At 75.9% G+C, this 19,836-nt stretch carries 20 protein-coding genes and 1 pseudogene; 13 read left to right on the plus strand and 8 right to left on the minus strand.

The window, feature by feature from the left end; all coding sequences use genetic code 11:
- Positions 1–6 precede the first annotated feature (6 nt).
- From PH189_RS15385 to PH189_RS30320, 3 genes and pseudogenes are all read left to right on the plus strand, one after another.
- Entirely contained in the window at positions 7–1,368 is a 1,362-nt protein-coding gene (locus PH189_RS15385; RefSeq protein WP_274189681.1) for a UTP--glucose-1-phosphate uridylyltransferase, read from the plus strand.
- Entirely contained in the window at positions 1,365–2,003 is a 639-nt protein-coding gene (locus tag PH189_RS15390) for a 5-formyltetrahydrofolate cyclo-ligase (protein ID WP_274189682.1), read from the plus strand. The genes PH189_RS15385 and PH189_RS15390 overlap by 4 nt, the downstream gene beginning before the upstream one ends.
- Positions 2,004–2,205: 202 nt before the next feature.
- A pseudogene (locus PH189_RS30320) lies at positions 2,206–2,298 on the plus strand (FmdB family zinc ribbon protein); the annotation flags it as partial.
- 62 nt (positions 2,299–2,360) lie between these two features.
- On the opposite strand, the gene PH189_RS30325 reads toward PH189_RS30320, so the two are convergent.
- Together PH189_RS30325 and PH189_RS15400 are read right to left on the minus strand one after the other, a co-directional pair.
- The gene (locus PH189_RS30325) at positions 2,361–2,663 is read right to left on the minus strand and encodes a hypothetical protein (RefSeq protein WP_337994161.1); all 303 of its coding nucleotides are present in this window, start codon (positions 2,661–2,663) and stop codon (positions 2,361–2,363) included.
- A 132-nt stretch (positions 2,664–2,795) separates the two neighbouring features.
- Positions 2,796–3,698: a DMT family transporter gene (locus PH189_RS15400; protein ID WP_274189684.1), complete on the minus strand. Its 903-nt coding sequence runs from the start codon at positions 3,696–3,698 to the stop codon at positions 2,796–2,798.
- Positions 3,699–3,929: 231 nt separating this feature from the next.
- Here PH189_RS15400 and PH189_RS15405 point away from each other — a divergent pair, with 231 nt between their 5' ends.
- The gene (locus tag PH189_RS15405; protein ID WP_274189685.1) at positions 3,930–4,586 is read left to right on the plus strand and encodes an SAF domain-containing protein; all 657 of its coding nucleotides are present in this window, start codon (positions 3,930–3,932) and stop codon (positions 4,584–4,586) included.
- A 183-nt stretch (positions 4,587–4,769) separates the two neighbouring features.
- Here the strand turns inward: PH189_RS15405 and PH189_RS15410 are convergent, their stop codons facing one another.
- A complete protein-coding gene (locus PH189_RS15410) occupies positions 4,770–5,288 on the minus strand; it encodes a MogA/MoaB family molybdenum cofactor biosynthesis protein (RefSeq protein WP_274189686.1) in 519 nt (172 codons plus the stop codon).
- A 59-nt stretch (positions 5,289–5,347) separates the two neighbouring features.
- Here PH189_RS15410 and PH189_RS15415 point away from each other — a divergent pair, with 59 nt between their 5' ends.
- Positions 5,348–6,406, plus strand: a complete 1,059-nt coding sequence (locus tag PH189_RS15415) for an NAD-dependent epimerase/dehydratase family protein (protein WP_274189687.1) — start codon at positions 5,348–5,350, stop codon at positions 6,404–6,406.
- Between the two features lie 96 nt (positions 6,407–6,502).
- Here PH189_RS15415 and PH189_RS15420 read toward each other — a convergent pair whose 3' ends face one another.
- Positions 6,503–7,882, minus strand: coding sequence for a hypothetical protein (locus tag PH189_RS15420; RefSeq protein ID WP_274189688.1), 1,380 nt, complete (start codon positions 7,880–7,882; stop codon positions 6,503–6,505).
- Between the two features lie 170 nt (positions 7,883–8,052).
- On the opposite strand from PH189_RS15420, the gene PH189_RS15425 reads away from it, so the two are divergent.
- From PH189_RS15425 to PH189_RS15435, 3 genes are all read left to right on the plus strand, one after another.
- Positions 8,053–8,745, plus strand: a complete 693-nt coding sequence (locus tag PH189_RS15425; protein ID WP_274189842.1) for a glycosyltransferase family 2 protein — start codon at positions 8,053–8,055, stop codon at positions 8,743–8,745.
- A gap of 65 nt (positions 8,746–8,810) precedes the next feature.
- The gene (locus PH189_RS15430) at positions 8,811–9,509 is read left to right on the plus strand and encodes a TIGR04282 family arsenosugar biosynthesis glycosyltransferase (RefSeq protein WP_274189689.1); all 699 of its coding nucleotides are present in this window, start codon (positions 8,811–8,813) and stop codon (positions 9,507–9,509) included.
- Positions 9,506–10,228, plus strand: coding sequence for a class I SAM-dependent methyltransferase (locus tag PH189_RS15435; RefSeq protein WP_378015051.1), 723 nt, complete (start codon positions 9,506–9,508; stop codon positions 10,226–10,228). Before PH189_RS15430 ends, PH189_RS15435 begins: the two co-directional genes overlap by 4 nt.
- Positions 10,229–10,266: 38 nt before the next feature.
- On the opposite strand, the gene PH189_RS15440 is transcribed toward PH189_RS15435, so the two are convergent.
- A complete protein-coding gene (locus PH189_RS15440) occupies positions 10,267–11,997 on the minus strand; it encodes a trypsin-like peptidase domain-containing protein (protein WP_274189691.1) in 1,731 nt (576 codons plus the stop codon).
- 74 nt (positions 11,998–12,071) lie between these two features.
- On the opposite strand from PH189_RS15440, the gene PH189_RS15445 reads away from it, so the two are divergent.
- A complete protein-coding gene (locus PH189_RS15445) occupies positions 12,072–13,616 on the plus strand; it encodes a HAMP domain-containing sensor histidine kinase (protein WP_274189692.1) in 1,545 nt (514 codons plus the stop codon).
- Between the two features lie 44 nt (positions 13,617–13,660).
- Here the strand turns inward: PH189_RS15445 and PH189_RS15450 are convergent, their stop codons facing one another.
- Positions 13,661–14,362: a response regulator transcription factor gene (locus tag PH189_RS15450; RefSeq protein ID WP_274189693.1), complete on the minus strand. Its 702-nt coding sequence runs from the start codon at positions 14,360–14,362 to the stop codon at positions 13,661–13,663.
- 300 nt (positions 14,363–14,662) lie between these two features.
- Here PH189_RS15450 and PH189_RS15455 point away from each other — a divergent pair, with 300 nt between their 5' ends.
- Positions 14,663–15,802 (plus strand): L,D-transpeptidase, encoded by a 1,140-nt coding sequence (locus PH189_RS15455; RefSeq protein ID WP_274189694.1) that lies wholly within the window; start codon positions 14,663–14,665, stop codon positions 15,800–15,802.
- Positions 15,803–15,841: 39 nt separating this feature from the next.
- Here the strand turns inward: PH189_RS15455 and PH189_RS15460 are convergent, their stop codons facing one another.
- A complete protein-coding gene (locus PH189_RS15460) occupies positions 15,842–16,417 on the minus strand; it encodes a hypothetical protein (protein WP_274189695.1) in 576 nt (191 codons plus the stop codon).
- 11 nt (positions 16,418–16,428) lie between these two features.
- Positions 16,429–17,502, minus strand: coding sequence for a helix-turn-helix transcriptional regulator (locus tag PH189_RS15465; protein WP_274189696.1), 1,074 nt, complete (start codon positions 17,500–17,502; stop codon positions 16,429–16,431).
- Between PH189_RS15465 and PH189_RS15470 the strand changes: the two genes are divergently transcribed.
- From PH189_RS15470 to PH189_RS15480, 3 genes are all read left to right on the plus strand, one after another.
- Positions 17,470–18,396 carry a DNA-3-methyladenine glycosylase family protein gene (locus PH189_RS15470; protein ID WP_274189697.1) on the plus strand — a complete coding sequence of 309 codons (927 nt, stop codon included), beginning with the start codon at positions 17,470–17,472 and terminating at the stop codon, positions 18,394–18,396. The genes PH189_RS15465 and PH189_RS15470 overlap by 33 nt on opposite strands.
- A gap of 24 nt (positions 18,397–18,420) precedes the next feature.
- Positions 18,421–19,038 carry a TIGR03086 family metal-binding protein gene (locus tag PH189_RS15475; RefSeq protein ID WP_274189698.1) on the plus strand — a complete coding sequence of 206 codons (618 nt, stop codon included), beginning with the start codon at positions 18,421–18,423 and terminating at the stop codon, positions 19,036–19,038.
- Positions 19,039–19,194: 156 nt separating this feature from the next.
- Complete coding sequence (locus tag PH189_RS15480; protein WP_378014905.1) at positions 19,195–19,704, plus strand: MarR family winged helix-turn-helix transcriptional regulator; 510 nt, start codon at positions 19,195–19,197, stop codon at positions 19,702–19,704.
- Positions 19,705–19,836 lie beyond the last annotated feature (132 nt).

Raw genomic sequence — 19,836 nt, forward strand, 5'->3', positions numbered from 1 at the left:
AGCCGCATGACCTACGTCGACGCCGCCCTGGCGACCCTGACCGAGCGTGACGCGCACCCCGCGGAGGTCGAGGCCTTCCGCCGTCGCCTCGAGCAGCTGGCGAAGCCGGAGAGCGCCGTCGTCCCCGGTGAGGAGCTCGCCGAGGTGGGCGAGCTGCCTGCGCTCGACGACCTCGGCGAGCCCGACGACGCCGCGGCGCGCGCCGCGCTGGACCGCCTCGCCGTGATCAAGCTCAACGGCGGGCTCGGCACGAGCATGGGCCTCGCGGGCCCGAAGTCGCTGCTGGAGATCAAGCCCGGCACGAGCTTCCTCGACGCCGTCGCCCGCCAGACCCTCGCGCTGCGCGAGCGCCACGGCGCGCGCCTGCCCCTGCTGGTGATGAACTCCGAGGGCACCCGCGAGCCCTCGCTCGCCGCGCTGCGCCGGCACGAGGGCCTCGAGGATCCCGAGCTGCCGCTGGACTTCCTTCAGGGCTCCGAGCCCAAGCTGCGTGCCGACGACTGGCACCCCGTCTCGTGGCCGGCCGACCCGCGCCTGGAGTGGTGCCCGCCGGGGCACGGCGACCTCTACACCGCGCTGGCCGCGTCCGGGACCCTCGAGGCGCTGCTCGCCGCCGGGGTGCGCTGGTGCTTCGTGTCGAACTCCGACAACCTCGGCGCGATCCCCGACGTACGGATCGCGGCATGGATGGCCGAGCAGGGCGTGCCGTTCGCGCTCGAGGTCGCCCGCCGCACCCCGATGGACCGCAAGGGCGGGCACCTGGCCCGCCGGGCCGACGCCCTGGTGCTGCGCGAGACCGCCCAGGTGCCCGACGGCGACGACTCGTTCACCGACATCGAGCGGTTCTGCTTCTTCAACACCAACAACCTGTGGTTCGACCTCGAGCACCTGCGCACGCTCCAGCAGGCCGACCCGGCGGCGCCGTTCCTGCCACTGATCGTCAACAAGAAGACCGTCGACCCGACGGACACGGCGTCGACCGCCGTGCTGCAGCTCGAAACCGCGATGGGCGCGGCGATCGGGTCGATCGAGGACGCGCGGGCGATCGAGGTGCCGCGCAGCCGATTCGCGCCGGTCAAGACCACCGACGACCTGCTCGTCGCGCGCTCGGACCTCTACGACCTCACCGACGACGGCCGGATGGTGCCCACGCGCGCCGAGTTCCCGGTCGTCGGCCTGGAGAAGGCCCGGTTCGGGATGCTCGACGACTTCGAGCGCCGCTTCGCGGCCGGGGCGCCGTCGCTGGCGCGGGCGTCGTCGCTCACCGTCTCGGGGGACGTCACCTTCGGGGCCGACGTCGCCGTCGAGGGCGACGTGACGGTCGAGGGGCCGCGCCACGTCGGCGACGGCGAGACGCTGCGGGGGTGACCCGCTCGAAGGCCGAGTGGCGCCGCCCGCTGCTGGAGGCACGGCGCGGCCGGTCCGACGAGGCACGCCGGGCCGACGCGGCGGCGCTGGCGGCCGGCCTGCCGGCGGTGCTCGACGGCGTCGGCGACCCGGTCTGCCTGTTCGTCGCCGTGCGCGGCGAGCCGGGCGCGACCCCCGACGGCGCGCTGCCCGTGCTCGACGTCGCCCGCGCGCTGGGACGTCGCGTGCTCCTGCCCGTGACGGTCGGCGGGGCGCCGCTGGACTGGGCGTCGTACGACGGCCCCGACGCCCTCGGTCCCGGGCCCCACGGGGTGCTCGAGCCGACCGGCCCGCGGCTCGGGCCGTCCGCCGTCGCCGGGGCCGGCCTGGTCGTCGTCCCGGCGCTCGCCGTCGACCACCGTGGCGTGCGCCTCGGCCGGGGCGGCGGGCACTACGACCGCACGCTGCCCCTCGCGGGCGCGGCGACCCGCCTGGTGGCCCTCGTGGGCGACGACGAGCTCGTCGAGGGCCCCCTGCCCGCCGAGCCCCACGACGTCGCCGTCCACGCCGTCTGGCGCCCCCGCACGGGCGTGACCCCGCTCCCGCTCTCGTCGGCCCGTCGCCGGCCCCGTGGTCCAGCCTGGGGACCACGCTGACGATCCAGCACAGCACGCCGATAGGGCATTCCCCTCTCGACGGCGACGAGCTCTCGGTGACGGCGAGGCGGCGCCCACCCCCCACGGAACAGCCGTGACTCTCGCGGCGTTGGCACTCGGGTAGCGCGAGTGCCATCTACACTGCGCGCGGACATCACCACCCCCGCCCGTCCCGCGGGGGCGGACGAGAACGGGAGTGCACGTGCCGACCTACCCCTACGCCTGCACCGCTTGCGATCACCGCTTCGAGCAGGTCCAGGCGTTCTCCGACCCCTCGCTGACCGAGTGCCCCGAGTGCGGCGGACGCTTGCGCAAGGTGTTCTCGTCGGTCGGGATCGTCTTCAAGGGCAGCGGCTTCTACCGCAACGACGCCCGCGCCGGCTCCGGCGCGAGCTCGGAGAAGGCCTCGGCGTCGGCGGAGTCCGGCTCGGGCGACCCGAAGGGCTCGGGCGAGTCGACGAGCACCAAGACCGAGACGAAGAGCGCGTCGGACTCCGGCAGCAGCTCCGGCTCGAGCTCCTCGACCGCCGGGTCGAGCTCGTCCGGGTCGTCGGGCTCCTCGAGCTCCTCGGGATCGTCCGCGAAGTCGGCCTGAGAGGGCCGAGGGGTGGTCCGGGACGTCGGCCCCGAGCCGACGTCCCGGACCTGCCTGACGCCCACCCGCTCCCCAGCGGCCGGCATCGGGGTCCTCGCACCCTGTATGACGGCCGACACGCCTCGATGGTTCCCCTGATCGAGCAGGACCACCCTTTCGGGTGACGGTCTCGAGGTTTCGGGGCTGGTCCAGAAGGCTCAGAGGGGGCGGCGACGGGACCCGGGGCTCGTCCCCGACCTGTCCCGCGGACCGCCCTCCTGGGCGGCCAGCAGCGGCGAGCGCGACAGCAGGAACACGCCCACCGTCATCAGCCCGGCGCCGATGAACCCGCCGAGCAGGGCCGCGCCGCCGTTGACCTCCTCGCCCAGCAGCCCGATGCCCCACGTCGACGAGAGCAGCGGGTTGCCGAGGATCAGGCCCGGCTGGGAGGCGAGCAGACGCCCCGCCCGCAGCGCGTACTGGAGCGTCAGGAACGCCGCCGGCGCGACGGGCAGGAGCAGGTAGCTCTGCCAGGTCGTCAGCACCCCGGCGATCCCGCCCTCCGCCAGCGCCTCGGACATCGCCTTGACGATCACCGCCACGAAGCCCGAGCCGATGCCGGCGGCGATCCCGTACCACGCGGCGCGCGCCACGGGACGCGACCGCTCGGCGATCGCGCTGGCCCCGCCGAGCAGGCCCAGGGTCACGATCGTGCCGAGGATCCACGTCACGGCCCCGGCGCCCAGGGCGTCGCCGCCGCTGGGCTGCAGGCTGACCAGCAGGACGACGAGTCCGACCGACATGATCGCGACGGCGATCCACTCGCGTCGCCGCAGCGCACCCCCGAGCACGAACCAGCCGAGCAGCAGCGTGAACGGCAGCTCCATGACCAGCACCGGCTGCACCAGGGCGATCGACCCGAGGCTCAGCGCCACGGCCTGCAGCGCGACGGCGACGCAGAAGATCGAGGTCCCGATCAGCCACGCCGGCCGCTGGACCATGTCGCGCAGGGTGCCGGCGCTGATGCCGCGGGAGCGGGCGCTGTCCTGCGCGGCCTTGCGCTGCAGGACGAGGGCCATCGCGTTGGCGATCGTGGCCAGCAGCACGAGCACCACGGCCATGCCAGCGCCCGCCTCTTCCCGCTCCCGGCCCCCGTGGACGGGTCGCCCTCGGCCGCAAACTACCGCCCGGTCCGGTGCGCCCGCCGCGCCGGGCCGGTGGACGGGATGATCACTGCCGCGTCGATGGTCGCGGGCGGTTTGGTCCCGTTCGCCGTCCCCATCGTCCGGATGCGTCCACAGGCCCGGAGACAGGACTGGGTGTCCACCGCGAGCCCGTCCTAGCGTCGGGGTGTGGCGGACGAGACCAGGCGGGGCCCTCGACGGTGGCGGCTCCCGCCGCCGGGATGGCGACGGACCGTGGCGCTGCGGCGCGCCGCCGCCGGGCTGCTCGTGGTGCTCGCGCTCGGGCTGCTCGCGGCGCCGTCGGTCGCGCCGGCCGGCACGCCGGTGCTCGTCGCCGCCCGCGACCTCGCACCGGGGGTCGCGCTCGGTCCGGCGGACGTGACGGTGCGGCTGCTCCCGGGTGAGCTGGTCCCGGCCGGGGCGTTCACCGAGCCGGGCGCGGTCGCCGGGCGTCAGGTGGTCGGCGGGGTCCGGGCCGGCGAGGCGCTGACCGACGTGCGGCTCCTGGGCCCGGTCGCCGCCGTCGCCGCGGCCGGGGTGCCCGACGCCGCCGGTGTGCCGGTGCGCCTCGCGGACGCGGGCGTGGCCGCGCTGCTCACGCCGGGGACGCGCGTCGATCTGGTGGCGGCGGGCGCGGACGACGCCGGGCTCGTGCCTGCCGACCCCGCTCTCCTCGCCCCCGGCGCGGTGGTGCTCGCCGTGCTCCCCGCGCCGGAGCGCACCGCGGGGTCGGCGCCCGTGGTGGTGGTCGCCCTCCCGGCGGCGCTCGCCGCGCGGGTGGCGACGGTGTCACTCCGGGAGGAGGTCACCGTGACCCTGCGATGAGCGCTCAGGGCCGGTCGTGGTGCGGCGGGCGCTCGGCGTCGTAGCGGCGGCGGTCCTCGTCGCCCGCGGGGACGTCCGAGGGGTCGCGCTCGTCGGTCGACGACACCGGGTCGTCGCCGAAGATCGCCGCCCGGCGGGCGGCGCGCCGCCGGGCCTCCTCCGCGTCCTCGTGCCCGCCGGAGCTCAGTGCTCTTCCATCCCGGAGAGCTCGGCGACGACGTGCGAGATCAGCGGCGTGAGCGTGGCCATGCCGTCGCGCACCGCCGCGCGCGACGACGCGAGGTTCACCACGAGGGTGCTGCCCGACACGCCGACCAGCCCGCGCGAGAGCCCGGCGTCGACGGCGCCGGCGGCGAGGCCGGACGCGCGGATGGCCTCGGCGATGCCGGGGATGGGGCGGTCGAGCACGCCGGCGGTCGCGTCGGCGGTCACCGCGCGCGGCGACACCCCGGTGCCGCCGACGGTGACGACGAGGTCGACGCCGCCGATCACCGCGGTGTTGAGCGCGTTGCGGATGGCGACCGACTCCCCGGGCACCACGATCGTCCCGTCCACCACCAGGCCGGCCTCACCGAGCAGCTCGGTGACCAGCGGACCGATCGAGTCCGAGCTCTCCCCCCGGCTGACCCGGTCGTCGACGACGACCACGAGGGCCCGCCCCAGCAACTCCTCCGTGCCGCCGTGCAGCGGCTGGTTCTCCATGGCGCCCAACGTAGTAGGGGTGGATCCGGTGCCGCCGGGTGGTCGTTAGCGTTTCCGGGGTGCGCGTACTCCTGACGGGCGGTGCCGGGTTCATCGGCTCGCACATCGCCGATCTCCTGGTCGAGCGGGGTCACACCCCGGTGCTGCTCGACGCCCTGCTCCCCCAGGCGCACACGGAGGGCAAGGCGCCCGCCTGGCTCGACCGCCACGAGGTCGTGCACGGCGACGTCCGCGACGCGGGACTGCTCGACCGGCTGCTCCCCCGGGTCGACACCGTGTGCCACCAGGCCGCGATGGTCGGCCACGGCGTCGACCCCAACGACGGGCCGGACTTCACCCAGAACAACGACGTCGCCACCTCGGTCCTGCTCGCGGCCATGTTCCGGTCCGGGCACCGCGACCTGGTGATGGCGAGCTCGATGGTCGTCTACGGCGAGGGCCGCTACTCGTGCCCCGAGCACGGGATCGTCCCGGCACCCGCGCGCACCCAGGCCGACGTCGACGCGGGCCGCTACGACCTCCCGTGCCCGCACTGCGGCCGCGACCTCGGCGGCGAGCTGATCCCCGAGGACGCCCCGCTCGAGCCCCGCAGCACGTACGCGGCCACGAAGCTCGCCCAGGAGCACCTCGCCGTCGCCTGGGCGCGCGCCACCGGCGGGCGGGTCTGGGCGATGCGCTACCACAACGTCTACGGCCCGCGGATGCCGCAGAACACGCCGTACGCGGGCGTCGCGTCGATCTTCCGGTCGTCCCTCGAGCGCGGCGAGGCCCCGCGCGTGATGGAGGACGGCCGCCAGCGCCGGGACTTCGTGCACGTCGGCGACGTCGCCGCGGCCAATCTCGCCGCGCTGGAGACCCCGGCGGAGGAGGGACGCTGCGTCCCGCTCAACGTGTGCTCGGGCGAGGCGCGCACCATCGGCGACCTGGCGACGACCCTCGCCGCCGCCATGGACGGGCCGGCGCCGCAGGTGGTCGGCGGGGCGCGGCCCGGCGACGTCCGCCACGTCACCGCCGACCCGGCGCGCGCCGCCGCGCTGCTCGGCTACCGCGCGCGCACCCGCTTCGCCGACGGGATCGCGGCCTTCGCGACGGACCCTCTGCGCGACGCCGTCGGCTGACCACCGGGACGCGCGAACGGGGAGTTCGCGCGCAGAGGAGCAGCGAGTCGGGGGAGCACGCCGATAGGGCGTTCGTTGCACCGACCCGGCGAGCAGCTACCAGACCGTCAGCAGCAGGTGGTTGATCACGAGCGCGAGGGTCGCCTGGGCGAGCAGCCACCAACGTGCCGACGGGCGCGGTAGGAGGGCGGCGAGGGGCACGATCCAGACCGCGAAGGGCAGCCAGATCCGCTCGACCTCGGACTTCGAGAGCCCCGACAGATCGGCGACGGCGATGGCGATCAGCCCCGCCGCGGCGAGGGCCAGCAGGGCGTGCGGCACCGCGCGCGGACGCCAGGCCGCGCGGCGCAGACCCGCGACGACGGCCGGACCGAGCACCAGCAGCAGGGCGGCGATGTTCCCCCAGACCCAGTACTCGTACGGGCGCAGGAGGCCGTACTCGCCCTCCTGGTAGTACCGGACCGTCACCTGCTCGTAGCCCTCGTACCACCAGAACCCGGCGGCGGCGAAGGCGGCGACCACGGCCGCGGCGCCGATCCCGCCGGTGACCAGCGGGAGGATCCGGCGGCTGCACAGCGCGACGGCGACGGGCAGGAGCCCGGCGAGCACGAGCCCGTAGGAGAAGAACAGCGAGAGCCCGAGGACGACGCCGGCGAGCAGGCACAGGGCGTGCCCCCCGAGGCCACGGCGCACCGCGCCGAGCGCGAGCAGCGCGACGCCCCAGGCCAGGATCGCCGCGAACATCCCGTCCGCCGAGACACCCACCCACACCGCGCCCGGGAAGAGCACGCCGAAGGGCAGGTAGGTGCGGGCGAGGTCGCGGTCGCCGAGCGCGGCGAGGGTGATCGCCACCGCGACCACCGCGGACGCCCCGATCGCCGCCGTGACGACACCGGCGTACTCCCCGCCGGGGAGGCCCGCGCGGTCGAGCAGGACGTAGAAGATCGTCGCGGCGGGCGGGTGGCCCGACGAGTGCGTCACCAGCGTGTCCGGGGTCTGCCCCGCGATCCGCTCGGCGAACGTCTGCAGGAAGACCGCGATGTCCGGCGTGCGCGGGATCTCGGCGAGGTACTCGGTCGGCGTCGCCAGCCGCTCGGCGACCCCGACGAACCACCCGTCGATCGTCGCGAGGGCGAAGGTCCACGCCAGGGACGCGACGTAGGCCACGGCGAGGAGCGGGCCCCAGCGGCACGACCGGGCGACCGCGGGGCCACCGAGGGCGACGACGAGGGCCACCAGGACCGCCGGGACGGTGCCCGGACCGACGTGCGGGAGCCACTGCGCCAGCAGCGGGGGCCAGCCGACGAGGACGGGGACGCCGGCGTCGATGAGGGCCCAGCCCGCGAGCGCCGCGCCCGTGACCAGCAGCGATGCCACGGCGACCGCGAGGAGGTCGCCGCGCAGGCGGAACGGGCGGCGGGGCGTGGACGAGGGCTCGTCGGCAGCGCCGGGGCGGTCCCGCAACACGGTCGTCATCACCGGCGGACAGTACGGACGCGCCGTGACCCCCCGGTGAGGAGGGCCGCACGGGCGCCCCGGGTCACCCGTCCGGGGGTGGACGGCGTGCTCTCGATCGGTAGTGGGCGACCGGACCCCGAACGGCGGGCTCACCAGCGACCTCATAGCGTGACCGGGTGGATGGTCGCGTGGACGTGGTGCTGCCCTGTCTCGACGAGGTCGAAGCGCTGCCGGGGGTCCTCGCCGCCCTGCCCGAGGGGTTCGACGCGGTGGTCTGCGACAACGGCTCGGCCGACGGCACCCCCGAGCTCGCCGAGCGCCTCGGCGCCCTCGTCGTCCGGGAGGCCCGCAAGGGCTACGGCGCCGCGGTGCACACCGGCCTGGAGGCGACGCGCACCGACGTGGTCGCCGTGATCGACGCCGACGGCTCCCTCGACCCGGCCGAGCTCCCGGCGATGGTGCGCCTGCTGCTCGACACCGACGCCGACCTCGTCGTCGGGCGTCGCGTCCCCTCGTCGCGCGGGGTCTGGCCCTGGCACGCGCGCGCCGGGAACCTCGTGCTCTCCGGTCTCATGCGGGCCCGCGGCGTCGGAGTGCGCGACATCGCCCCCATCCGCGTCGCCCGCCGGCAGGCTCTGCTCGACCTCGGGATCACCGACCGCGCGTTCGGCTACCCCCTCGAGCTGCTCATCCGCGCCGGCGCCGCCCGCTGGCGCATCCGCGAGGTCGACGTCGCCTACCGGCCGCGGGCGGGCGGGCGGTCGAAGGTCTCCGGTTCGGTGCGCGGCACCGTGCGCGCGGTGCGGGACATGGCCCGGGCGGTCGCTCGCACCCGCCCGACGACCGCCGGGCGCACCGACGGCCGGACCACCGCCCGATGAGGGGGACGGTCGAACCGCTGACGAGCCCGCGCACGAACGCGCCCACCATGCGGACCAGTGCGCCGGTGACGAGGGTCGTCCTCGTGCTCGCGAAGGCCCCCGTGGCCGGCCGGGCGAAGACCAGGCTCATGCCCGCGGCGACCCCGGCCGGAGCGGCCGGCATCGCCGCGGCGGCCCTGCTCGACACCCTCGACGCCGCCCGCTCGGTGCCCGACGCCCGTGTCGTCGTGGCCCTCGAGGGCGACGTCGCCCGGGCGGAGCGCCACGCCGAGCTGGCCGACGCGCTGGCCGGCACCGTCGTCGTCCCCCAACGCGGCGACACCCTGGGGCCGCGGATCACGGCGGCGCACGGCGACGTCGCCGAGCTCTTCCCCGCCGCGGTGAGCGTGCAGATCGGGATGGACACCCCTCAGGTCGACGCCGCGCTGCTCACCGACGCACTCGACCTCGTCACCGCCGACGCGGACGCCGCCCTGGGCCTCGCCCTCGACGGCGGGTGGTGGGCCCTGGCCCTGGCCGATCCACGTCGGGCCCGTCACATCGCCGACGTCCCCACCTCGCGGGACGACACCGGCGTGGCCACCCTCTCGGCGCTCCGCGCGGGCCACCCGGGGCTCTCACCCGCCCGGGTGCTCGAGCTGCCGCCGCTCTCGGACGTCGACACCCCTGACGACGCCGTCGCCGTCGCCGACCTCGTCCCCTCCGGCCGCTTCGCCCGTGCGGTCTCGGACCTGCTCCCCCTTTCCGGAGGCCTCCCACGATGACCCGCGTGACGTCCGCTCCCGACGAGGCCGCCCTGTTCCTCCAGGAGCGCCCGGCCGACGTGGGCTCGGTGTTCGACGCCGCCCTCGCGGGCCACTGCCAGCGCCTGGTGCGGGGCGACGGGGTCGTGCTGCCGCTCGCCGTGCAGCGCTGGCACGACGACGCCGACGACGACGACGCCTGGCTGCTCGGACGGTGTACCGGCCCGACGCTCGACCTCGGGTGCGGCCCCGGCCGCCTGGTGGTGGCGCTCGCGGACCGCGGCGTGCCGGCCCTGGGCGTCGACGTGTCCGTGCAGGCCATCCAGCGCTGCCTCGAGCGCGGCGCCGCCGTGCTGCACCGCGACGCGTTCGAGCGCCTGCCGGGCGAGGGCCGCTGGCAGCACGTCGTGCTTGCCGACGGCAACATCGGCATCGGCGGGGACCCGGTCACGCTCTTGCGCCGCTGCCGCGCCCTGCTCGCCGACGGCGGCAGTGTGCTCCTCGAGCTCACGGCGGGCGCCGCTCTCTGGTGCGGCACTGCCTACCTCGAGACCACCGAGGCCGCCGAGACCTCGGCGGACCCGCTGACCGTCCTCGACCCCTTCGTCGACGGCGGCCCCTGGTTCCCCTGGGCCGTGCTCGGACCGCTCGCGGTGGACGACGTGGCGGCCGAGGCCGGCCTCGTCGTCGTCGCGCGCGCCGAGGGCGAGCGGTGCTTCGTGGAGCTCGTCCCCGCCTGACAGCCGGGTGGCGGGCCGCTGGAGGCCCCTGCGGGGCGTCAGCGCCCGCCGATCAACCGGCTCCCGAGCGTGACGGTGACCTGCCGCGGGGCACCGCCGGGCGTCTGCAGGGCGAGGGTGACGGTCTGACCCGGCGGCCGCGACTGGATGGCCGCGACGAACGCGTTGGCGTCCTCGATCACCCGGTTGTCCACACGGACGACGACGTCGCCGGCGACGATGCCCGCCGTCTGGGCGGGCGATCCCGGCTGCACGTCGGCCATGGCGGCGCCGCGCGGCTGGGCGTCGGCCACCCCGACGCCGATGACGGCCTGGGTGGCCTGGCCGGTGTCGACGAGCTCGGTGGCCAGGCGGCGGGCCTGGTTGATCGGGATCGCGAATCCGAGACCGATCGAGCCCGCCTCCTGGCCCGTGCCGCCCGTGACGCTGGCGATCGCGGTGTTGACCCCGATCACGCGGCCCTGGTCGTCGACGAGCGGGCCGCCGGAGTTGCCGGGGTTGATGGCCGCGTCGGTCTGGATCGCGTCGAGGACGCTGCTCTGGCCCGACCCGGAGCCGCCGGCCTGCACGGGGCGCTGGAGCGCGCTGACGATGCCGGTGGTCACCGTGCCGGAGAGCCCCAGCGGGGAGCCGACCGCGATGACGGTCTGGCCCTGCACGAGCTCGTCGGAGTTGCCGAGGCTCGCGGCCCGCAGGTTGGTCACGCCGCTCGCCCGCACGACGGCGATGTCCGCCGCCGGCGCGGTGCCGACGATCTGGACGGGCGCGGCGCGGCCGTCGGAGAAGATCGCCTCCAACCCCCCGCCCTGGCCGGCCTGCAGGACGTGGTTGTTGGTCATGATCAGGCCGTCGGCGGAGAGCACGACCCCCGAGCCCTCGCCGGCCGCGCCGCGGATCTGCACGGCGCTGGGCAGCACGTTCGCCGCCACCGCCTCGATCGATCCGGGCGCCGCGTCGGTGGGCCCCTCGTTCGGCACGGGCTCGTCGAGCGCGGTGCCCTGCGAGGAGCTCGACGAGCTGCCGATGCCGCCGATGGCCACGGCCGACAGGGCCCCACCGATGAGGCCCGCGACGAGCGCCAGGGCGACGAGCGCGAGGGTCCCGAGCCGCCGCCGGGGCGGGGTCGATCCACCGCCGCCCCCGGGGGCCGCGCCGCCGCCCCAGCCGCCGCCCGGGTCGCGGGGGTGGCCGCCGGGCGGGGTGACGGGCCCGGCGCCCACCGCGCCCCAGCCGTAGCCACCCTGCTCGGTCGGGGGGCCCTGCGCGGGGCCGCCGTACCCGCCCGGGCTGCCCACCGGCCCGCCACCCTGCCCGCCACCCTGCCCGCCGTAGCCACCGGGGCCGTCGTAGGTGCCGACGGGCGCCTCACGGGTCTGCGGCGCGGTCGCGGGGTAGGACGGCATCGGACCGAAGGCCGTCGCGCCGGCCGCGCCGGAGGGGTTCCCGAGGCCCTGGGGCTGCTGGGTGACCTGGGTGGGCGCGCTGTAGGGCGAGGCACCGCCGGTGGGCTGCGCCCCGGGCTGGGCGTCGTACTCGCGACCCGTGCCCTCGGCCCAGCGCACACCGCCGGGCCCGGCCGGGCGGCCGGTCGGGCCGTCGCCACCGTCCGGACCCGGCGCCGCCGGACCGGTGGCCGTCGGGCCCATGGCCGTGGACGACGTCGGCGACGAGGGACCCGTGGGAGCGGTGGACGTCGGTCCGGGCGGCACGTCGGATCCCGACGGGCCGGACCCGTTCGGGGCGGCGGACGCGGCGTCGTTCTCGCTCATCCCCCCAGCCTCTCGCACCGACCCCGTGCTTCGCCCACACGGGCGCCGTCGACCGCATGGGGGAAGCTGGTGGGGTGGAGCGTCTCGGAGCCGGCCCGACGAGCGGTGGCCGGACGACCCTCGAGGACCCGGCCCACACCTCGGCCGACGGGTCCGTGGCACCCACCGGTGCGCCCGGCGAGCGGCGCGACGACGAGGAGGAGGCGGCCCCGCCCGGCCTCATCCGCCACGTCCTGCAGGGCATCCCGTTGCGGCGGCGGGTGGGCATCCTCGTCTCGGTCGGCGGCGGGCTGCTCGTGGCGCTGATCGCCGCCGCGGTGTTCTTCACCGCGCAGCGCGCGCTCTACGACCAGCTCGACGAGAGCCTGGTGCAACGCGCGACGGTCGCGGCGTCCGGCGACCTCGCCGATCCCTCGCTGCTTCTGCGGGTCTCGTCCGACGCGCTCGCCGCCGGCGAGGTGCGGGTGGCGATCGTGACCGCCGGCGGCGAGTTCGTGACGCTCCGGGGCAACAGCCCGCCCCTCGGCGCCGCCGAGGTGTCCGCCGCCCGCCGGAGCCCGCCGACGTCGGTGCGCACCGGGGTGATCGACGGCGAGGTCTACCGGGTCGTCGCCGTCTACGCGGGCGAGGACCGGGCGCTCGTGCTGGCCCAGGAGCTCGACCCGACGCGGCGGACGCTGTCGAAGCTCGCCGTGGTGCTCCTCGTCGCCGGCGCCTCGGGCGTCCTGCTCGCCGCGCTGACCGGCGTGGCCATCGCCCGCGCCGGGCTCCGGCCCGTCGAGCGGCTGATCTCGGCGACCGAGCGCGTCGCGCGCACCGGCGACCTGCGCCCGATCCCGGTCTCCGGCGGCGACGAGATCGCCCGCCTGACCAGCAGCTTCAACGCGATGCTCGCGGCGCTCTCGTCGTCCATCGACCGACAACGCCGGCTCGTGGCCGACGCCGGGCACGAGCTGCGCACGCCGCTGACCTCGCTGCGGACGAACCTCGAGCTGCTCATGGCGTCCGAGCAGGCGTCGCACCGTCCCGACGCGCCCCGGCTCTCCGAGCAGGACCGCGCCGAGCTGCAGGCCGACCTGCGCGCGCAGGTCGACGAGCTCGCCACCCTCATCGGCGACGTCGTCGAGCTCGCCCGCGACGACCCGCCCGAGGTGGCCGCCGAGCCCCTCGACCTCGCCGACGTCGTGGAGCGCGCGCTCGACCGCGCGCGGCGCCGCGGGGTGGCCGAGAACGTGACCTTCGACGTCGACCTCGCGTCGTGCGAGGTCACCGGGGACGCGAACGCCCTCGAGCGGGCGGCCCTCAACCTGCTCGACAACGCCGCCAAGTGGAGCCCGCCGGGCGGGCGGGTGCGGGTGACGCTGCGCGCCGGCGTCGCTCCGGAACGACCCGGGACGGCGGTGCTCGAGGTGGCCGACGCGGGCCCCGGGATCGCCGACGAGGAGCTCGACCTGGTCTTCGAGCGCTTCTACCGCTCGTTGGACGCCCGCACGATGAGCGGCTCGGGGCTCGGGCTCTCGATCGTCGCCCAGGTCGCCGAGCGCCACCACGGCGGCGTCTCGGCCAGCCGTGCCCCCGAGGGCGGCGCGCTCCTGCGCTTCTGGATCCCGCGCAGCTGACGTGAGCGAAGTTCGGGGCTATAGGCCCGAACTTCGCTCACGGGTCAGGGCGGCGTCTCCCGCAGCACGTAGCCGACGCCTCGCACGGTGTGGATGAGGCGGGGCTCGGCCTCCGCCTCGGTCTTCCGGCGCAGGTAGCCGACGTAGACCTCGAGGGCGTTGCCGGTGGTCGGGAAGTCGTAGCCCCAGACGTCCTCGAGGATGCGGCTGCGCGTCAGCACGCGACGCGGGTTGGCCATGAACAGCTCGAGCAGCGAGAACTCGGTGCGCGTGAGGCTGATCGGGCGCTCACCGCGGCGGACCTCGCGGGTCACGGGGTCGAGCGAGAGGTCGGCGAAGCGCAGGGGCTCGGGGTCGGGCGTACCCGGCTCGTCCGGCACCCGGCGACGCAGCAGCGCCCGCAGCCGGGCGAGGAGCTCCTCGAGCGCGAAGGGCTTGGCGAGGTAGTCGTCGGCGCCGGCGTCGAGACCGGCCACGCGGTCGGAGACCGCCTCGCGCGCCGTGAGCACCAGCACGGGGATGTCGTCGCCGGCGTTGCGCAGCCGCCGGCACACCTCGAGGCCGTCGACCCGCGGCATCATCACGTCGAGCACGAGGGCGTCGGGGCGCTGTCCCGTCTCGCCGGACATGGCGTCCAGCGCCTGCTGCCCGTCCGACGCCAGCTCGACCTGGTAGCCGTTGAAGGCGAGCGAGCGACGCAGGGAGTCCCGCACGGCCCGGTCGTCGTCCGCGACGAGGATGCGCATGCCGGACAGTGTGACCGCACGGCCTGAGACGGCCCTGAGACGAGAGCATCAGACTCACCCGTTCGGCGCAGTGTCCGTTCTGCCCGATCCGACACGCGGTGACGCCACGCCGCGCAGGCCGACCGAGACCGATTCGACACCCGCGACACGCAACCCCCGGAGCGTCCGCGACGTCTCGATCGGGCGAGGATGTCCGGGGAGAATCTCCCCGGAACGGGATTTGGGGGCGGTGTGGCGAGGACAGAGCGCGCTCGTGGAGCGCGGGGACGTGGGCTCGATCGGGCGTCGACGGGACCGATCGTGGTCCTGCTGGCGCTGGTCGCCCTCCTGGGTGGCTGCGCCGGGGTGACGTCGGCCCCGCCGCCACCGCCCGTGCCCCCGGTCGCGCTGGCCGCCTCGGTGGCGCCGGGCGCGGTGGATGTCGCGCCGGCCGAGCCTCTCGTCGTGTCGGCGGCGGGCGGGCGGCTGACCTCGGTCACCGTCACCCCGGCGGGCGCGCCCGCGCTCACCGGCACCCTCGACCCCACCGGCACCCGCTGGACCAGCGCCACGCTGGCCTACCGCACCCAGTACCGGGTGCAGGCCGCCGGCGTCGACGAACGCGGCGCCCCCGGCGCCCCGCTCGACCAGACCTTCACCACCGTCGAGCCCGAACAGACCCTCGAGATCGCCAGCATCCGGCCCACCGACGGCCAGACCGTCGGCATCGCCATGCCGATCTCGATCACCTTCGACGCACCCGTCACCGACCGCGCCGCGGTCGAACGGCGCGTCGCGGTCACCACCTCGGTGCCCACCGAGGGCTCCTTCCGGTGGATGTCCGACGAGCAGCTCAACTGGCGCCCGAAGGACTACTGGCGCCCCGGCACCCAGGTCAGCGTCGACGCGCGCCTGTTCGGCGTCCACAGCGGCGAGGGCCTGTTCGGCGCCGAGGACCGCTCGTTCTCCTTCACCGTCGGCCGCGACCAGCGCGCCCGCGGCGACGTCAACGCCCACACCCTCGTGCTCTACCAGGACGGCCAGGAGCTGCGGAGCCTGCCCGCGTCCTACGGCCGCGACATCTACCCCACCCAGTACGGCGTGCACGTGGCGTTCGAGAAGCACGAGATCAAGCGCATGCGCTCCGACACCTGGGGCGGCCCCGGCGAGGGCCAGCCCGGGTTCTACGACCAGAACCTGCCGCTCGCGGTGCGCATCTCGAACAACGGCGAGTTCGTGCACGTCAACCCGGACTCGGTCAGCGCCCAGGGTCGGCGCAACGTCTCGCACGGCTGCGTCAACCTGTCCCCGGCCAACGGCGAGTTCTTCTACAACTGGGTGCAGATGGGCGACCCGGTCGAGATCGTCGGCTCCAGCCGCCCGCTGACCACCCGCGACGGCGACATCGCCGACTGGACCATCCCCTGGGAGGAGTACCGCCAGGGGTCGGCGCTGCCGTAGGCGCCCGGGCTCCGGGTCACCTACGGCTCCGCCCCGAGGTCAGAACTCGACCCGCACGAGCCCGAGGACCTCGGCGCGCCAGTCGGCGTAGGCCTTGCCGATGGCCTGGCGCTCGCCGGTCTGCTCGGCCTCGGACTCGCTCCCGCCGGCGCTGAGGATCTTCGCGGCGATGTCCGTCGCGGACCACTCGGGCCCGGCCGTGCGCACCCGCAGGTGGCTCGGGGCGCGCTCGGCGCGCAGTGCGTGGGCGAGCACCCGCATCAGCGCGGTCCGCGCCTCCTGGTCGTCGGGCGCGTCGGAGTCGACGTTCGTCTGACCACCCACGAGGAGCACGTTCGCCGACTCCGCCAGCGACGGCAGTACCGTCTCGGCGGCCCGGAACCTGCTGAGCAGACCCTCGGAGAGGAACTGCTCCACGCGGGAGACGAGGCTGCCGCCGTGCCGCGGCGTCATCGCCACCGGCAGCTGCACGTACCCGTCGAACGTCTTCCCGCTGACCGCCTCGCCGAGGCGGTCCAGGGTGTCGACCACCGTGGTCTCCGCCCCGGCCGCCTCGATGGCCTTCGCCACCTCTGCCAGTCGCTCGCCGCCACCGGTCACCAACACCGTCGTCATGGCGTGTGACCCTAATCGGCGCCCAGGACATTTCGCAGGGACGACTCCGGCACACTTGATCGCGTGTACATCGCCACCACCCGCGCCGCGGCGTCGGCCATCTCCTCGCGCAGCGCCGCCGGCTCGAGCACCTCGACCGCCTCGCCGTAGCCCAGGAGGCCGGCCCGGGCGCCGATGAGCGACCGGAACGGGGCCACGAGGATCTCCCGCCCGCCGGGGTCGACGCCTTCGGTGCGCCACGGGCCGGCGAGCACGGCCAGGTGGACGCGACGCAGGGTCGGCGCCCACGCCGGATCGACGAGGAGCCGGACCTCGATCTCGGCGGTCGGCGTCTCGAGGCGCTCGCGCAGCTCGGTCCACACCTCGGCGAGGTCGCGCTCGTCCGGACGCCGCGCGGGCGTCCCGGTGGCGGCCACCGCACGCACCCGGCTGACGCGGTACATCTTGGGCCGACCACGGTGAGCCGCGACGAGATACCAGGTGCCGGCCTTGCTGACCAGGCCGTACGGGTCGACGGTGCGCCACGTGGCGTGCGCGGCGTCGCCCGTCGCGTACTGCAGCCGCACCCGCTCGTCGGCGACGAGCGCGGCGTCCAGCGCCGGCAGGGCGGGCAGGGCCTCGGGCGCGCGCCGCCACCCCTGGTGCTCGACGAGCAGGCGCCGCCGGGCGCGGTCGACCCCGGCGCGACGGGCCTCGGGCAGCGCGGCCAGCAGCTTGCGCGACGCCGATGCCAGTGACGACCCGAGCGCGCCCCCGTCGGCCGACGACCCGAGCGCCACCAGGGCGCGCAGCTCCTCGTCGGTCATGCCGGTGACGTCGGTGCGGTAGCCCTCGAGCAGGGCGACGCCCCCGTTCCGCCCGCGCTCGCAGTAGACGGGCACCCCCGCCGCCGAGAGCGCCTCGACGTCGCGGGACACCGTGCGCCTCGAGACCTCCAGGCGCCGCGCGATCTCCGGCGCGGGCAGGCGTCCGTGGCTCTGCAGGAGCAGCAGCGTCGCGAGCAGACGGTCCGAGCGCACGTTCTCGAGAATGCCCGAGAAACAGGACAGCAGGTGGCGTGTATCGCCGAGCAGCATGCTCCTCATGACCGCCGCCACCACCCCCACCGGCGCCACCGCCGCCGCCACACCCTCCGGCCGCTCGGGCCGTTCGACCTCGAGCGCACCCGCGACTTCGTCGGACGCTGGGACCCGATCACGCGGCACACGCCCGGACCCGACGAGCCGCTGCGCCTCACCGCCCCGCTCGACGGTGACCAGCGCCCCGTGGCCTTCGCCCTGCGGCAGGCCGGACCGGACGCCGACGTGCACGTCGAGATCGCCGGCGCGGAGGGCCTCGAGGACAGGGCGCTCGCCCAGATCGCGCGCCTGCTCTCCCTGGACCACGACGCCCGCGACCACCCCGAGGTCGGCCGGCAGGTCCCCGCCGTGGGCGCCCTGATGGACGAGCACCGCGGCCTGCGGCCGACGCTCTTCGGCGCGCCCTACGAGGCTGCGGCGTGGGGAGTGATCTCGGCGCGGATCAGCAGGCGCCAGGCCGGCACGATCTTCCGGCGGCTCTCGGTCGCGCACGGCGAGGTGCTCTCCGTCGGCGGCGCCGAGGTCGACGCGTTCCCCCGGCCCGAGGCCCTGCGCGCGCTGCAGGAGTTCCCGGGGCTCCCGCAGGAGAAGGTGCACCGCCTGCACGGGATCGCCGACGCCGCGCTGGCCGGCGACCTCGAGGTCGCGCGACTCCGCGCCCTCGGCCCGGACGGCGCCCGCGCGGCGCTGCGCCGGCTGCGCGGGATCGGCGAGTTCTGGGCCTCGGGCATCTGGCTGCGCGCGTGCGGCGTCGTCGACGAGTTCCCCGACGAGCCCCGCTGTCGCGCCGTGCTCGCCCGGATCCACGACCGCCACCCCGACGACCCGCTCGACGACCTGATCGAGCGCCTGCGCCCCTACCGCACCTGGACCGCGCTGCTGCTGCGCGTGGCTGCCTGAGCCCACCACCAGAAGGAGATCGACATGTCTGCTCCCGACCCCCGCCCCCTGCTCACCCGCGCGCTCGACCAGGTCGGTGAGCTGGTCGCCGGCACGACGCCCGACGCCCTCGACCGCCCCACCCCGTGCGACGACTGGGACGTCCGCACCCTGCTCGACCACCTCGTCGGCGTGCACCGCCGCATCGCCCACGTCGGAGCCGGGGGCCTGTTCTCCGAGGTCGACTCCATGCCCGAGGTCGCCGCGGGCCGCCACCTCGCCGAGCTGACCGCCGCGCGCGCCGACGTCGACGCGTCGTGGGGTCTCGACGGCTCCGACGCCGCCGTGCTCGACCGCGTCCTCACGGTCCCCTGGGGCACGATGCCGGGCCGGTTCGTCGGGTTCGGCTACGTCCAGGAGCTCACCGTCCACGCGTGGGACCTCGCGGCGGCCACGGGTCGCACCGGAGGGCTCGACGAGGGCCTCGCCTCCGCGATCGAGGACACCGCGCGCCGGGTGCTGCCGGCCGAACCCCGCGGCGGGCCCGTCCCGTTCGGGCCGCCCGTCGCGGTCGCCGACGATGCCGGACCGACCCTCCGGTTGATCGCATGGCTGGGTCGCGACCCGGCATTCGCGACGAACGGGACCACCGCCGGGCGGTAGGCGTCGGCCGGGGTGGGCGTCCTCGGGTGCCGGAGGGCGCGCGACGGGCGCGCTCCATCCGTTCCGGGCACGTACGATCGGGGCGGGTGCGGCGGACGGGGCCAGGGGGGCCATCGCCCGGCGGATGCGCCCGAGGACCGGATGACGAGGTGGGCCGTGACCAGGTCGGCGCGCGCGAACGGCGGCCAGGGCGGTCCCCGGGGCCGGGTCCGGATGAGCCCACCCCCGGACCTCGTGGCCGCCCCCGGGTACGGCGCGCGGCGCCTCTACCAGGCCTATCTCGCGGCCTGGAACCGTCACGTCGACGCCGTGCTCACCGGCCCGCAGTTCGCCGTGCTCTCGGCGATCCGGGCCCACCCCGACGCCGACCAGACCGCCCTGGCCGGCGCGGTCGCCCTCGACACCTCGACGATGGCCGACGTCTGCCGCCGCATGGAGCGCCGCGGGCTCATCACGCGCACCGCCGCGCCGCACGACGCGCGGGCGAAGGTCCTGACCCTCACCGAGGACGGCGCCGCGGCCCTCACCGAGACCAACCGCCGCGCCCGCGCCCTCGACGAAGCGCTGCTCGACGGCTGCCCTCCCGAGCAGCGTCCACAGCTCGCGTCCCTGCTCAACGACCTCGGGCAGCAGTGGGAGCGCGTCGCCGAGCGCGACACCCTCTGAGGGGTCCGCGCAGAGCAAGACCCCGGGCTCGCGGGACGGAACCGGCTCCTCCCGCCGGCCCCCGACTCCGTGACGGGTTCGTTTCGAGATGCTCCAGGTATTGCGTCCTCGGATAGTACGTGCTCGGATTGA

Source organism: Actinomycetospora chibensis (assembly GCF_028737215.1).
GTDB classification, from domain to species: domain Bacteria; phylum Actinomycetota; class Actinomycetes; order Mycobacteriales; family Pseudonocardiaceae; genus Actinomycetospora; species Actinomycetospora chibensis.

Bases quoted from the DNA above. Each gene is read 5' to 3' on its own strand.
- PH189_RS15385 (WP_274189681.1), top strand. From the start codon at position 7: ATGACCTACGTCGACGCCGCCCTGGCGACCCTGACCGAGCGTGACGCG.
- PH189_RS15400 (WP_274189684.1), bottom strand. From the start codon at position 3,698: ATGGCCGTGGTGCTCGTGCTGCTGGCCACGATCGCCAACGCGATGGCC.
- PH189_RS15410 (WP_274189686.1), bottom strand. From the start codon at position 5,288: ATGGAGAACCAGCCGCTGCACGGCGGCACGGAGGAGTTGCTGGGGCGG.
- PH189_RS15420 (WP_274189688.1), bottom strand. From the start codon at position 7,882: ATGACGACCGTGTTGCGGGACCGCCCCGGCGCTGCCGACGAGCCCTCG.
- PH189_RS15435 (WP_378015051.1), top strand. From the start codon at position 9,506: ATGACCCGCGTGACGTCCGCTCCCGACGAGGCCGCCCTGTTCCTCCAG.
- PH189_RS15440 (WP_274189691.1), bottom strand. From the start codon at position 11,997: ATGAGCGAGAACGACGCCGCGTCCGCCGCCCCGAACGGGTCCGGCCCG.
- PH189_RS15450 (WP_274189693.1), bottom strand. From the start codon at position 14,362: ATGCGCATCCTCGTCGCGGACGACGACCGGGCCGTGCGGGACTCCCTG.
- PH189_RS15460 (WP_274189695.1), bottom strand. From the start codon at position 16,417: ATGACGACGGTGTTGGTGACCGGTGGCGGCGAGCGACTGGCAGAGGTG.
- PH189_RS15465 (WP_274189696.1), bottom strand. From the start codon at position 17,502: ATGAGGAGCATGCTGCTCGGCGATACACGCCACCTGCTGTCCTGTTTC.
- PH189_RS15475 (WP_274189698.1), top strand. From the start codon at position 18,421: ATGTCTGCTCCCGACCCCCGCCCCCTGCTCACCCGCGCGCTCGACCAG.